Origin of the sequence: Lentzea xerophila (genome assembly GCF_051094245.1) — a bacterium.
In the GTDB taxonomy this organism is placed as follows: Bacteria; Actinomycetota; Actinomycetes; order Mycobacteriales; family Pseudonocardiaceae; genus Lentzea; species Lentzea xerophila.
Genome location: NZ_CP194934.1, coordinates 2071308 through 2084162, shown reverse-complemented (window position 1 = coordinate 2084162; position 12855 = coordinate 2071308). Strand labels below are relative to the sequence as shown.

The 12855-nt window shown below is 71.1% G+C and carries 13 protein-coding genes; 10 read left to right on the top strand and 3 right to left on the bottom strand.

Features of this window, described 5'->3' with window-relative positions; genetic code table 11:
* Positions 1-138 precede the first annotated feature (138 nt).
* From ACRSBM_RS10295 to ACRSBM_RS10260, 8 genes are all read left to right on the top strand, one after another.
* Positions 139-963: an alpha/beta fold hydrolase gene (locus tag ACRSBM_RS10295; RefSeq protein ID WP_434442366.1), complete on the top strand. Its 825-nt coding sequence runs from the start codon at positions 139-141 to the stop codon at positions 961-963.
* 127 nt (positions 964-1090) lie between these two features.
* Positions 1091-1192, top strand: coding sequence for a keywimysin-related RiPP (locus tag ACRSBM_RS10290; RefSeq protein ID WP_434442364.1), 102 nt, complete (start codon positions 1091-1093; stop codon positions 1190-1192).
* A 21-nt stretch (positions 1193-1213) separates the two neighbouring features.
* Complete coding sequence (locus ACRSBM_RS10285) at positions 1214-3031, top strand: lasso peptide isopeptide bond-forming cyclase (protein ID WP_434442362.1); 1818 nt, start codon at positions 1214-1216, stop codon at positions 3029-3031.
* Positions 3018-3269, top strand: coding sequence for a lasso peptide biosynthesis PqqD family chaperone (locus tag ACRSBM_RS10280; RefSeq protein WP_434442360.1), 252 nt, complete (start codon positions 3018-3020; stop codon positions 3267-3269). The genes ACRSBM_RS10285 and ACRSBM_RS10280 overlap by 14 nt, the downstream gene beginning before the upstream one ends.
* Positions 3266-3676, top strand: a complete 411-nt coding sequence (locus tag ACRSBM_RS10275) for a lasso peptide biosynthesis B2 protein (protein ID WP_434442358.1) — start codon at positions 3266-3268, stop codon at positions 3674-3676. The genes ACRSBM_RS10280 and ACRSBM_RS10275 overlap by 4 nt, the downstream gene beginning before the upstream one ends.
* Positions 3673-5415, top strand: a complete 1743-nt coding sequence (locus ACRSBM_RS10270) for an ABC transporter ATP-binding protein (protein ID WP_434442355.1) — start codon at positions 3673-3675, stop codon at positions 5413-5415. Before ACRSBM_RS10275 ends, ACRSBM_RS10270 begins: the two co-directional genes overlap by 4 nt.
* A 63-nt stretch (positions 5416-5478) precedes the next feature.
* Complete coding sequence (locus tag ACRSBM_RS10265; RefSeq protein WP_434442352.1) at positions 5479-6096, top strand: helix-turn-helix transcriptional regulator; 618 nt, start codon at positions 5479-5481, stop codon at positions 6094-6096.
* Between the two features lie 75 nt (positions 6097-6171).
* Positions 6172-6762: a nucleotidyltransferase family protein gene (locus tag ACRSBM_RS10260; protein WP_434442350.1), complete on the top strand. Its 591-nt coding sequence runs from the start codon at positions 6172-6174 to the stop codon at positions 6760-6762.
* Positions 6763-6887: 125 nt separating this feature from the next.
* On the opposite strand, the gene ACRSBM_RS10255 is transcribed toward ACRSBM_RS10260, so the two are convergent.
* Positions 6888-7070 (bottom strand): hypothetical protein, encoded by a 183-nt coding sequence (locus tag ACRSBM_RS10255; RefSeq protein WP_434442347.1) that lies wholly within the window; start codon positions 7068-7070, stop codon positions 6888-6890.
* A gap of 95 nt (positions 7071-7165) precedes the next feature.
* On the opposite strand from ACRSBM_RS10255, the gene ACRSBM_RS10250 reads away from it, so the two are divergent.
* Together ACRSBM_RS10250 and ACRSBM_RS10245 are read left to right on the top strand one after the other, a co-directional pair.
* Entirely contained in the window at positions 7166-7906 is a 741-nt protein-coding gene (locus tag ACRSBM_RS10250; RefSeq protein ID WP_434442345.1) for an SIS domain-containing protein, read from the top strand.
* A gap of 79 nt (positions 7907-7985) precedes the next feature.
* On the top strand, positions 7986-9542 hold the full coding sequence (locus ACRSBM_RS10245) for a penicillin-binding transpeptidase domain-containing protein (protein WP_434442341.1): 1557 nt from the start codon (positions 7986-7988) through the stop codon (positions 9540-9542).
* A 464-nt stretch (positions 9543-10006) separates the two neighbouring features.
* Here the strand turns inward: ACRSBM_RS10245 and ACRSBM_RS10240 are convergent, their stop codons facing one another.
* Together ACRSBM_RS10240 and ACRSBM_RS10235 are read right to left on the bottom strand one after the other, a co-directional pair.
* Positions 10007-11905 (bottom strand): ABC transporter ATP-binding protein, encoded by a 1899-nt coding sequence (locus ACRSBM_RS10240; RefSeq protein WP_434442338.1) that lies wholly within the window; start codon positions 11903-11905, stop codon positions 10007-10009.
* A gap of 90 nt (positions 11906-11995) precedes the next feature.
* Positions 11996-12808 (bottom strand): enoyl-CoA hydratase/isomerase family protein, encoded by an 813-nt coding sequence (locus ACRSBM_RS10235; RefSeq protein WP_434442335.1) that lies wholly within the window; start codon positions 12806-12808, stop codon positions 11996-11998.
* Positions 12809-12855: the final 47 nt, after the last annotated feature.

Genomic DNA, 12855 nt, shown 5'->3' with positions numbered 1-12855 from the left:
GCCACGCCGTTCGGCTCGCCCGATGAGAGCCAGGTCACACCAGGCCCGAGTCGGCCGCTCCGCGAAGGCGCGGGACGCCGACGTGGCACCACGCCTGTGGGACGTCTCGGCGGAGCTCACGCAGTAGGGTTCGAACCCGTGATCGAACACCTCAGCATCCCCACCGAGGCAGGCACCTTCGACGCCATCGCGTCCGGCCCCGAGGACGGCCGCCCGGTACTGCTGCTGCACGGGTTCCCCGAGGCCGCCATCGAGTGGGAGCACCAGGTCGCGGTGCTCGGCGTGAACGGCTACCGCGCGGTCGCACCCGACCAGCGCGGCTACTCCCCCGGCGTGCGCCCGGAGCAGGCGTCCGAGTACACGGTCACGCACCTGGTCGGTGACGTGATCGCGCTGGCGGACGCGCTGGGCTGGGGCACGTTCGACCTGGTCGGCCACGACTGGGGTGGCGCCGTCGCCTGGTGGACCGCCATCGAGCACCCCGGCCGCCTGCGCACCCTCAGCGTCTTCTCGACGCCGCACCCCGGTGCGCTCAAGACCGCGTTGCAGTCCGACGAGGAGCAGCGGATGCGCTCGCAGTACATGCTCGACTGGCGCGAGCGCAGCACCGAGAAGCGCATGCTCGACAACGACGCGCACGCCCTGAAGCAGATGTTCGAGTGGCGGGTCCGGCCGTCGCACGTCGAGGAGTACGTCCAGCGGCTGTCCGAGCCGGGCGCGCTCACGGCCGCGCTGAACTGGTACCGCGCGGGCAGGCCGCACGGCGCCGCGGACAAGGTCAGCGTGAAGACCATGTACGTGTGGAGCACCGAGGACGTCGCGTTCGGGTCGGCCGCCGCCTTCGAGACCGAGAAGTGGTGCACCGGGCCGTACCGGTTCGAGATGGTCGAGGACGTCAGCCACTGGATTCCCGAGGAGATCCCCGAGGCGGCGAGCGCCCTTCTCCTCGAACACCTCTCCTAAACCCGTTTTCCGCTTGCGGCAACTGCCGGAAGCGGAAGCCGTTTCGCCTGGTCACCGGTTCGGCCCTCTCGTTACGTTCGGTCTGCGCGCGCTGAACCGAAGATCCTCACCAGGAGAGGTGCGAACCATGTACGAAACCCCGCAGCTGATCGACCTCGGCACGTTCGAAGCGCAGACGGGCCTGCTCGGCAGGTCCGGCAACGACCGGCTGATCCTCAGCAAGAACTGACGCGACACCACCGCGAAGCCGATGCCTGACCAAGGCTCGCAGGGCCGCGGCGAGTCGCACTTCGTGGTCCTACCCGACCACGAGGCCGCGCTCGCCGTGGCCCGCCGCAGTGGTGCGCCGAGAACGCTCACCCACGCGTCGGGACGTCCGTGGCTCGTCGGGCGCTGGAGCGACGACGAGATCACCGTCGCGGCGGTGGGGGACGTGCGGCTGGCGGTGATCGGATGGTGCCCGGTCAGCGCTGTGGAGCTGGAGCGCGCGGCCGCCGGGTTGCGCGACCTCGCCCACCTCGACGAGCTCGCGAGAACGCTCGCGGGCAGCTTCCACCTCGTCGCCTCGCTGGACGGGCGGTGCCGGGTCCAGGGCACGGCCTCCGGGCTGCGGCTGGTGTTCCACCGCAGGATCGGCGACGTCGTGGTCGCCGCCGACCGGGCCGACGTGCTGGGCGAAGCGCCGCTCGACGAGCAGAGCCTCGCCGTGCGGTTGCTGTTCCCGACACCGCATCCGTTGCTGGAACGGACGATGTGGCGCGGTGTGGAGTGCGTACCGCCCGGCAGCGCGCTGCTGCTCGACGGCGACCGCGCACGGATCACCAGGTGGTGGCACAACCCGGCACCGGTGCGTGGCCTCGCCGAGTCCGTTCCCCTGATCAGGGATGCTCTCGCGCAAGCCGTCGACGTGCGGACACGCCAGGGCGGGACCGTCGCGTGCGACCTGTCCGGTGGCCTCGACTCCACGTCGATCACCTTCCTCGCGGCTCGCTCACGGGCGCGGATCGTGGCCAGCACGTGGCCCTCGCTCGACCCGGTCGACGAGGACGTCGCGTGGGCGCGCCGGGCGGCGGCGCACCTGCCCGCGGTCGAGCACGTCGTCTGGCCCGCCGAACGCATCCCGCTGGTGTACGAGAACCTGCTGGGCGTGGACGACCCGATGGACGAGCCGACCATCGGGGTGATGGACCGCCGGCGGTTGCTCGAAGACCTGAACGGCTTGGCGGACAAGGGATGCCGTGTCCGGCTGACCGGCATCGGCGGTGACCACGTCGCCTGGTGTTCCGAGGCGCACTACCACTCGCTGCTGCGCAGCCGGCCGTTGTTCGCGATCCGCCAGCTGCGGGCGTTCCGGGCGTTGTTCCACTGGCCGCTGCGGCCGGCGATCGCGGCGCTGGCCGACTCGCGGTCCTACCGGGCGTGGCTCGCGAACGAGGCGGACAACCTCCGCGCCGGGCGCGAACCGACCGTGACCGGGATGCTCGGCTGGGGCAGCGGGCCGCGCCTGTTCGACTGGGTCACCCCGGAGGCGCACGCGCTCGCCCGCGACGCGCTGCGCGAGGCCGCGGTGACGGCGGAACCGCTGGGGCGCACCAGAGGTGAGCACGGCGACCTGGAAGCCATCCTGTCCTGCACGCGCATCATCCGGCAGTGGGAGCAGATGAGCGCACGCGCCGGGCTGCCGATCCAGTCCCCGTTCCTGGACGACCGGGTGATCGAGGCGTGTCTCTCGGTGCGGCCGGCGGAACGCGTCACGCCGTGGCGCTACAAGCCCGTGCTCACCGAAGCGATGCGCGGGATCGTCCCGGACGACTGCCTGGCACGCACGAACAAGGCGCAGGCGTCGCTGGAGGCCTCCGCCGGTCTGCGCAGGCACCGCGGTGACCTCGTCGAACTGTGGGAGGGCTCGAAACTCGCCGAGCTCGGGCTGGTCGACCGGCGCAGGCTGACCGAGCTCGCGCTGCGGCCGGACACCCCCGAGCTCCGCTCGGCGATCTTGTACTCGACGATCGGCTGCGAGGTGTGGCTGCGCAGCCTCGACCAGGGAGCGGACCATGCGGCTGCGTGATGACATCTCGGTGGCGGACACCGACTACGGCCAGGTGCTGCTCGACGAGCGCACCGGGCGCTACTGGCAGCTCAACCCGACCGGCGTGGTCGTCGTGCGGGCGTTGCTCGACGGCGCCGACGAGGACGCCGCCGTCACCGCGCTGACCTCCACGTACGAGGTCGAGGAGGCGCAGGCGCGCCAGGACGTGTCGGCGCTGGTGAGCGGGCTGCGCGACGCCGGGCTGGTGACGGCGTGACCACTCCGAGCTCACTGACCCGACCGGCCGGTGTCCCGTTCGGGCGCCGGGTCGCCGCCCGGCTCGCGGTCGCCGCGGCGTTCCCGCTGGCGAAGCTCACCCCGCGCCGGCTGCGTCAGGTGCTCGGCGTGCTGCGCCGCGGGGCCCGGCCCGCCGGGTACGAGACCGCCAGCCAGGCGCGGGACGCGGTGCTCGCGGTGAGCCTGCGCTGCCTCGGTCCGCAGGGGTGTCTGCCGAGGTCCGTGGCCGTGGTGGTGCTGTGCCGGATGTCCGGCAGCTGGCCGACGTGGTGCGCCGGGGTGCGGGTCATGCCGCCGTTCGGGGCGCACGCGTGGGTCGAGGCGGACGGCGTGCCGGTCGACGAGAACCTGCCCGCGCGGTACTTCCGGCCGCTGATGACGGTATGAGGACGCTCGACCTGTTCCGGCTGGCCTCCGGGCACGTTCGCGCGCTCGCGCTGGCCGTCACGGCGACGTTGGTGGCGGCCGGGCTCGGACTGCTGCAACCGCAGTTGCTGCGCCAGGCCGTCGACGCGGCCGCGACGACGTCCTTGTCGTGGCGGCTGCCGGTGGCGATGGCGGCGTTGTTCGCTGTGCAGGCGTGCGTCGACGGCGTCGGGCTGTTCCTGTTGGAGCGCACGGGAGAGCGGGTCGTCCTCGGCATGCGCCGCCGGCTCGTGGCACGGCTGCTCCGCTTGCGCATGAAGGAGTTCGACGAGCACCGGGTCGGTGACCTGATGTCGCGGGCCGGCACCGACACGACGGTGCTGCGCGAGGTGGTCTCCACCGCGTCGGTCCAGCTGATCACCGGCACGCTCACCGGGGTGGGCACGGTCGTGCTGATGCTGCTGATCGACCCGGTGCTGTTCGCCTGGGTCATGGCGACGGTCGTCGTCGCGGCGGTGGTCGTGTACTCCCTGCTCGGCAGACTGCGGGCCGCGGGTGAGCAGATGCAGCGCGGCGTCGGTGACATGACAGCTGACCTGGAGCGCGCGCTCGGAGCGTTGCGCACGGTGCGCGCGTGCCGTGCGGAGGAACGTGAGGAGGAACTCATCGGGCGCCGCGCCGAGCAGGCGTGTGCCGCGGGGGTGCGGGCCGCGCGGATCACCTCCGTGATGAGCCCGGCCGTCGAACTGGCGATGCGCGGATCCCTGCTCGTCGTGCTGCTGGTCGGTGGCACGCGGGTCGCGAAGGACGCGGCGTCGGTCGGCGACCTGATGGCGTTCCTGCTCTACGCCACCTACCTGGTGATCCCCTTCACCTCGGTGCTGCAGGGCGTCGGGCTGCTGCAGAAGGGCATGGGCGCGCTGGGCAGGGTCGCCGAGGCGCAGTCGTTGCCGGTCGAGGACGCCTCGGGCGCCGCGGTGCCCGAGCGGGCCGCGATCGCCCTCGAGTTCCGCGACGTCTGGTTCCGCTACCGCGACCGCCCGGTGCTGCGCGGCGTGTCGTTCACCGTCGAGCCGCGCTCGCACGTCGCTCTGGCCGGACTGTCCGGCGCGGGCAAGTCGACACTGTTCTCGCTGATCGAACGGTTCTATGAGCCCACCTCGGGCGCGTTGCTGACAAACGGCGTGGACATCCGGGCATTCTCGCGCCACCAATGGCGTGGCCGAATCGCGCTGGTCGACCAGGATTCCCCGGTGTTGAACGGCACCCTTCGCGACAATCTTCGTTACTCGGCGCCCGACGCCTCCGACGGCGATCTTCACGAAGTGCTGGAGCTCGCCAACCTCCGCGACCTCGTGGCACGGCTACCGGCAGGTCTGGACACCCCGCTCGGTGAACGCGGCCGCGCGTTGTCCGGCGGGGAACGCCAGCGCATCGCACTGGCCAGAGCTCTGATCAGCCGCCCTGAGCTGCTGCTTCTCGACGAACCGACGGCGCATCTCGACCCGGTGAACGAACGGGCGCTGCACCGGGCCATCCGGCGGGCCACGCAGGAGTGCGCGTTGCTGGTCATCGCGCACCGGCTGTCGACGATTCGCGAAGCCGACCGGGTGGTGGTATTGCACGGCGGTGAAGTGATCGCTCAGGGCACGCACGACGAGCTGCTCGCCATTAATGAGTTCTATGGCAGCCTCACGGCCGGTGACTTTGTCGACAATTCTAAGTCGTTAGATGCCGAAATATCCCCTGGATGGAGCTAGAGCGACCGATACTGCAAATGCCAACATGACGGCGCCAGTCAGAGTATGGGAGAAAGGCGAGTCGTGTTGCGACGATCTCCAGCAGTCGGCACCGAATTCGTCGAGCTTCTGCACGACCGCACCTCCGCCGTGCGCGTGTTGGAGAACCTCGTGGTTCGCTCCACATCGGTTCGTGGCGTGCTGGCGGGGCGGAGCGGCGTCGACAGCGCCCTGCTCGATTTGGTGATCAGCACCGCCGAACGCGGGCGGCTGTTACTCGATCCCGTCGTTGCCCGGCACGTCGGGACACGGCACCGGATGTCCGTCCGGATGCTCGCCAAGCCCGCCCGGTGCATGCTCGTTCTCGACGACCGGAGCGCGGTGCTGCCGCTTGCCGGGGACGACCTCAACGTGGGCGCGATGGTGCTGCGCGGCCCACTCGCCACCACGTACGGCGAGCTCTTCGAGCTGATGTGGTCCGACGCCCGCACGCCGGCCGACGCACCCGACGAGACCGGCCTGTCCAGCCGCGAAACGGAAGTCGTCGAGCTTCTGCTGGACGGCGCCACCGACCACCAGGTCGCCGCCCGGCTCGGCATGAGCAGTCGCACGGTGCGCGCGGTGGTGGCCCAGCTGCAACAGCGGTACGGCACCCGGTCCCGCATGGCGCTCGGCTTCCAGCTCGCCCGCATGACCGAGTGACCAGGACGCCGGGAACGTGGCCGGCCGGACCGCCTGTCCTGAACGAGCCGTCCCGGACGCGATAGGTTCACGTGCATGCGCGTGGCCGGCCTCCTGCTAGCTGCGGGGGCCGGCCGCCGGTTCGGCACCCCGAAAGCCCTGGTGCCGCTGAACGGCGAGCTCTTCGCCGACTCGGCGGCCGCATTGCTGAAAGCCGCCGGATGCGACCCCGTCGTCGTCGTGCTCGGCGCACGGGCCGACGAGGTGCGGGCCAAGGCCTCCCTGGACGGCGTCAGCGTGGTCGACAACCCGGACTGGGAAACCGGCATGGGCTCGTCGCTGCGCACGGGCCTGCACGCTGTGGGCATGGTCGACGCGGTCGTGGTGCTCCCCGTGGACACTCCCGGGATCACGGTCGCCGCGCTGCACCGCTTGATGGCGCTCGCCGAGCCGAAAGCCCTGGCGCGTGCCGTCTACCACGGGGCAGTGGGCCACCCGGTGCTGATCGGCTCCGACCACTTCCCCGGTGTGGTGGCCTCCGCGGCAGGCGATCAGGGGGCGCGGGACTACCTCAACGCGAACACCGTCCGCCACGTCGAATGCGCCGACGTGGCGGACGGCGCGGACGTGGACCGCCCCGAGGACCTGCCGGGCGAGACCGCCGGTTCCTCCGAGTTCCCGGCCTAGGAAGGCCATGCCAGGCCGGTTCCTGGACGGTGTCGGGGGTGGAGTTCGTCGACCCGGTGGCCTGGGCGCTCGACGGCCTTCCCGCGGACGGCACTTCGTCGCCGGGCGTGGCGACGAACGCGCTGCTAAGGGCGCGCGTGCACCGCTGCTCGCGCACACCCGCCCGCCACGACGAGCAGCCCCAGCGCCGCCCACACCGGCCACAGCTCGGAGTAGGTGATCGCCAGCGCGACATGCGTGGCGCCCGCGGCCGTGAAGACCGCCGCCAGCATCACCCAGAGGTAGAAATACCGCCTGATCGAACCCACCCCCTGTCTTCCCGAGTCCCGTTATCGCGCGTATCGACGTTTCCGGTGCTCGGGTTACTGGTGAGGACATCGGCGATCCGGTACTACTGACCCGCATGACGACCGACACCGTGACCGGGTCCGACTACGGCAATCTCGTGCGCACACACCTGACGCGCGTGGAACAGCACAACGCGGCCGCGCTCGACGACGTGGCCGAGCTCGTGCTGGCCGCCGTGGAGGCGGACGGAATCCTCCTCACCGCAGGCGCGGGACACTCGCTGGCGGCGGTCGCCGAGACCTTCTACCGGGCCGGCGGCCTGGCCTGCGTCCGCCCGATCTACCACCCCGAACTGCTGCCGATGCACGGCGCGATCAGCAGCACCTCCGCCGAACGCCGTTCCGGTCTCGCGGGCGAGGTCCTGCGCGAGTCCGGCTTCGCCCCGCACGACGTCCTGTTCGTCTTCTCGACCTCGGGCGTCAACTACTACCCCGTCGAGCTCGCCCAGGAAGCCGCCAACGCGGGCTGTCCGGTCGTCGCGGTGACGTCCGTGGCCTCCAGCGCCAAGGCCCCGCGGCGCGCGGGCGTCACCCTGGCCGAGGTCGCGACCGTCGTCCTGGACAACCTCGTCCCGCCCGGCGACTCCACCTATCCGGTGCACGCCCCGGTCACCGCCGCCGTCTCGACCCTGGCCACGACGTTCCTGTGGAACCTGCTGATGGTCCGGCTGGTCGACAAGGCGGCCGAGTCCGGTGTGCAGCTGCCGTTGTGGCGCAGCGCGAACGTCGAAGGCGGCGACGCGGCCAACGCCGACCTGCTCCGGCACTACCAGACCCGCATCCCGCAGCTCGGATAGGTAGAAACCCTCAGGCCTCCACCGCGGACCGGCGTTAGTCTCCCACTGGGGAAAGCACTTACTTGGGGAGAGTTCACCAGTGGAGCCGAGAACTCGCAGATGGATCCTGATCAGCGGCGCGCTCGTCACGACGACCATCGTCGGCGTGGCGGGCGTCCTGCTCTGGTCGGGCGACCGGACGGTCGTCGCGAACGAACAGACCAAGACCACGCAGTCCGCGAGGCAGGTCGCCAGTTCGTTCGTCACCAGGGCGTTCTCCGGTGACGCCGCGGTCGCGGCCGCGCTGACCGACGCGCCACCCGCGGCCACGCAGATGCTGGCCGCCACCAAGGTGGGCATGGGCTCCTCCGCCTACCGGGCCCAGCTTTCCGCCACCGAGACACCGGCCGACGCCACCAGCACGGAACTGGCCGCGTCCGTGACGTGGACGATGCCGAACTCCAGCCTGCTGAAGTACGACATCAAGATCCCGCTGAAGCAGGTGGACGGCTCCTGGAAAGTCCACTGGACGCCGGCCCTGATCCACCCGCAGCTGACCGAGGGCGCCTCCCTCGTCTACCGCAAGGCCCTCGCGGAAGGCGCTCTGCTGGGCCGCGACGGCAACCCGGTGGTCCAGGGCTCGATCCCGGAAGGCCTCTACACCGCGATCACCGGCGCCGCGGGCGACGTGCAGGGCACGGACGGCTGGGAGGTGGGCATCGCCGCCGGCACGGCGTTCACCGCCCTGGACGGCAGGAAGCCGGAACCGGGCCAGAAGATCACCGTCACGATCGACCCCGCCCGCCAGCGAGCCGCCCAGTCCGCCGTCGACGCCCTTCCGCAGGGCGCGGCGATCGTGGCCATCGAGGCCTCGACCAGCGAGATCCTGGCCGTGGCACAGAACAAGGCGCTGTCGGGCACCAACCCGTTCGTGGGCCGCTACGCCCCCGGCTCGACGCTGAAGATCGTCACCGCGGCCGCGGCCATGAACGCGGGCCTGGTCCAGGCGAACGCCCCGGTCGCCTGCCCGGCCACCGCGACCATCGGCACCCGCCGGATCAGCAACGCGGGCTTCGGCCACGCCAGCCTGCCGTTCCACACGGCCTTCGCCCTGTCCTGCAACACGACCTTCGGCGAACTGGGCGCCAAGCTGGCCCCGAGCGCCCTGCCGGACATGGCGAAGCGCTTCGGCGTGGGAGCCGACTGGACCATCGCCGGCGCCGACACGAACACCGGCAAGGTGCCGCCGGCCGGCGGCGACCAGCAGGTGGAGAACAGCTTCGGCCAGGGCAACGTGGTGGCCAGCCCGTTCGGCATGGCCCTCGTCGCCGCCACCGTCGCCTCCGGCAGACAGCCCACGCCGACGCTGATGCGCGGCAAGCCCCCGGTCGCGAACGACGTGGCAGCGGCCCCGCCCGCGGCCGTGCTCCAGCCGCTGCGGGCGATGATGCGCGAGGTGGTCACCGCAGGCACCGCGAAGCAACTCGCCGGAATCCCCGGCCTGGCGGGAAAGACCGGCACCGCGGAGGCAGGCGGCGGCACCGAGCACGGCTGGTTCGTCGGCTACCAGGGCAACGTGGCTTTCGCGGTGTTCGTCGAGAACGCCGGCTCGTCGCAGAGCGCGCTGAACACGACGGCGACGTTCCTCAAGGGCTGAACCGCTGTTCTCGCGGGTCCCGCAGCACCTGCGGTGGCGGCGGACGCCCGGTCGCTCATCTCGATCGTGGCGTTGGTGTTGAGCGGGTGGACTTCACCGTGGCCCAGGTGCACTCCACCCGCCAACTGGCGGTTCGCCGCTCCCAGTGGGGAGCCGCAGCACCTCGCGCCCGCTGAGCTCGACACCAATCGCGCCTCCAGGCCCCGGCAGCGCGAACCAACGCCCACCGCGAGACCCGCGATGACCGTCACCGCCCACCACCCGCTGCCGCCCACCCGAAGAACCCACCACCTGGACTCGCCACGGCAGCGGCGAACCCACGCCGGAGGCCGCCCGCCGGCGCCGATGGACGCCAACCGATGGGCGCGAGCCCATAGGGACCAGCCGACGCGTGCCATCCCATAGGCACCAGCCCACGCGCGCCAACCGATGCGCACCAGCCGATGGGCGCCGCGCGAGCCCGGTCAGTTCTTCCGCGCCACCTCCGCCACCTCGGGCCGCTCGCTGAACTTCGGCGTCGGGAACACCCCGACCACCGGCGGCTGGGCGAACTGGGTGTTGTAGAGGTCCGAGTAGCGGCCTTCGGCGGCCATCAGCTCGGTGTGGGTGCCGCGTTCGACGATCTCGCCGTGCTCCAGCACCAGGATCTGGTCTGCGTTGCGGATGGTCGACAGCCGGTGCGCGATCACCAGGGCGGTCCGCCCGTGCAACGCCTCGGTCAGCGCCTCCTGCACGGCGGCCTCGGACTCGGAGTCGAGGTGCGCGGTGGCCTCGTCCAGGATCACGACCCGCGGCTTGGCCAGCAGCAGGCGCGCGATCGTCAGGCGCTGGCGCTCGCCGCCCGACAGCCGGTACCCGCGCTCGCCGACCACGGTGTCCAGCTGGTCCGGCAGCGTCGCCACCAGGTCCAGCAGCCGGGCGCGGCGCAACGAGTCCCACAGCTCGTCGTCGGAGGCTCCCGGCGAGGCGTACTCCAGGTTCGCCCGGATGGTGTCGTGGAACAGGTGCCCGTCCTGCGTCACCACGCCCACGGTCGACCGCAGCGACTCGAACGACAGGTCCCGAACGTCCACTCCGGACAGACGAACCGCACCGGAGTCGACGTCGTAGAGTCGCGGCACCAGCGAGGCCAGCGTCGACTTGCCGGCGCCGGACGACCCGACGACGGCGACGAGCTGGCCCGCGAGAGCCTTGAAGCTGATGCCGTGCAACACCTCTTCGCCGCCACGGGTGTCCAAAGTGGCCACCGACTCCAGCGAGGCGAGCGACACCTTGTCCGCGGACGGGTAGGCGAACCGGACGTCGGAGAACTCCACGGACACCGCGCCGGAGGGCACCGTGCGCGGGTTCTCGCGTTCCTTGATCATCGGGTCGAGGTCGAGCACCTCGAAGACGCGCTCGAACGACACCAGTGCCGTCATCAGGTCGACGCGGGCGTTCGCGAGCGCCGTCAGCGGCGCGTACAGCCGGGTGAGCAGCAGCGCCAGCGACACCACGGCACCCGCGGCCAGGTGCCCCGTCAGGGCCAGGTAGCCGCCGAGGCCGTAGACCAGCGCCTGCGCCAGGGCCGACACCAGCGTGAGGCCGGTCATGAACCACCGGGTGGCCATCGCGGTCCGGATGCCGATGTCGCGGACCTTCGCCGCCTTGTCGGAGAACTCCACCTCCTCGCGGTCGGGCCGGCCGAAGAGCTTCACCAGCGTCGCGCCGGGCGCCGAGAAGCGCTCGGTCGACTGCGTGACCATCGAGGCGTTCAGTGCCGAGGCCTCGCGCTGCATGTCCGCCATCCGGCGGCCCATCCGCTTGGCGGGCAGCACGAACACGGGCAGCAGGACCAGGGCGAGCGCGGTGACTTGCCACGACAGGGTGAACATCACGGCCAGCGACAGGACCAGCTGGATGATGTTCGTGACGAAACCGGAGAGCGTCGAGGTGAAGGCGCGCTGGGCGCCGATCACGTCGTTGTTCAGGCGCGAGACCAGCGCACCGGTGCGCGTGCGCGTGAAGAACGCGACGGGCATCTTCTGCACGTGACCGAACACCGCGCGGCGCAGGTCGTAGATCAGGCCCTCGCCGATGCGCGTCGACTGCCAGCGCTCGACGACGCCCAAGCCCGCGTCGACCACCGCGATCAACGCGATCGCCACGGCGAGCCACACGACGACCGACGGAACGGAGCCGCCGACGATCGCGTCGACCACTCGACCGGCGAGCAGTGGCGTCGACACCGCGAGAACCGACGAGACCACCGTCAGCAGCAGGAACACCACCAGCTTCGCCCGATGTGGCCGGGCGAACGCCACCACGCGCCGGAAAGTGCCCCGGCGCACCTTGGAAGGCGCGTCCGAGGTCACCCCCATCATGAATCGCCAAGAGCTGTAGCCGTCCACGCTGACTAGAACAGCACAGAGGTCTGACAATTCCTTCGCGCGCGGCTAGGAAAGCGAAAAAGTTCAGCTTTGAGCGGACAGGGCCGCGAAAGACCGCAGCCGGCGCAGCTGGGCGGCGCGCTCCAGGGCCAGCTGGTCGGCGGCGGACACCCCGGAAGCCGCCGACGCGATCAGCGCCAGCGTCTCCGTGACGGCACCCGCCATCGGCTTCAGCACGGCGGCCACCAGCGCGTCGACGGCGCCGTCCAGCCCGTCCAGGGGCACGACGGAGTTCGCGAGGCCGATCCGCAGCGACTCCTCCGCCGACACACGACGGGAGGTCACGCACATCTCAGCCGCGCGCGAGTACCCCACGAGGCGCACCAGGGGCAGCGTGCCGCCGAGATCGGGCACCAGCCCCAGCCCGGTCTCGGCCATGCAGAACTGCGCGTCCTCGGCGAGCACGCGGAAGTCGCACGCGAGCGCCAACTGGAAACCCGCGCCGATGGCGTGCCCCTGCACCGCCGCGATCGTCACCCGTGCCGGGTCACTCAACCAGGTGAACCCGGCCTGGTACGACGCGATCTTCGCGTCCGCTTCCGCAGCGGACACCGACAAGAGCGCGCCGAGACCACCGGGTTCACCGTCGACGGGCTCACCGGTGAACATGCGCCGGTCCAGCCCCGCCGAGAAGGCGCGGCCGGAGCCCCGGACGACCACGACTCGGACGTCCGGGTCCAGCTGTTCGCCGATGTGCCGCAACGCCTGCCAGGTGGCGGGCGTCTGTGCGTTGAGCACGTCAGGACGATCGAGCGTGACGGTCGCGAGCGGCCCCGAGATCGTGAGCCGAACGCCACCGCGCTCGAGCACGCCAGCGTCGATGGAAGGCACTGGCATGGTGGTTACCTCCGGCGGCTAGAAGCTAGTTACCGGAGAGTAGCAGT

Coding starts and splice junctions, on each gene's coding strand:
- ACRSBM_RS10290 (WP_434442364.1), top strand. CDS start 1,091: ATGTACGAAACCCCGCAGCTGATCGACCTCGGCACGTTCGAAGCGCAG.
- ACRSBM_RS10285 (WP_434442362.1), top strand. CDS start 1,214: ATGCCTGACCAAGGCTCGCAGGGCCGCGGCGAGTCGCACTTCGTGGTC.
- ACRSBM_RS10280 (WP_434442360.1), top strand. CDS start 3,018: ATGCGGCTGCGTGATGACATCTCGGTGGCGGACACCGACTACGGCCAG.
- ACRSBM_RS10270 (WP_434442355.1), top strand. CDS start 3,673: ATGAGGACGCTCGACCTGTTCCGGCTGGCCTCCGGGCACGTTCGCGCG.
- ACRSBM_RS10260 (WP_434442350.1), top strand. CDS start 6,172: ATGCGCGTGGCCGGCCTCCTGCTAGCTGCGGGGGCCGGCCGCCGGTTC.
- ACRSBM_RS10250 (WP_434442345.1), top strand. CDS start 7,166: ATGACGACCGACACCGTGACCGGGTCCGACTACGGCAATCTCGTGCGC.
- ACRSBM_RS10240 (WP_434442338.1), bottom strand. CDS start 11,905: ATGATGGGGGTGACCTCGGACGCGCCTTCCAAGGTGCGCCGGGGCACT.
- ACRSBM_RS10235 (WP_434442335.1), bottom strand. CDS start 12,808: ATGCCAGTGCCTTCCATCGACGCTGGCGTGCTCGAGCGCGGTGGCGTT.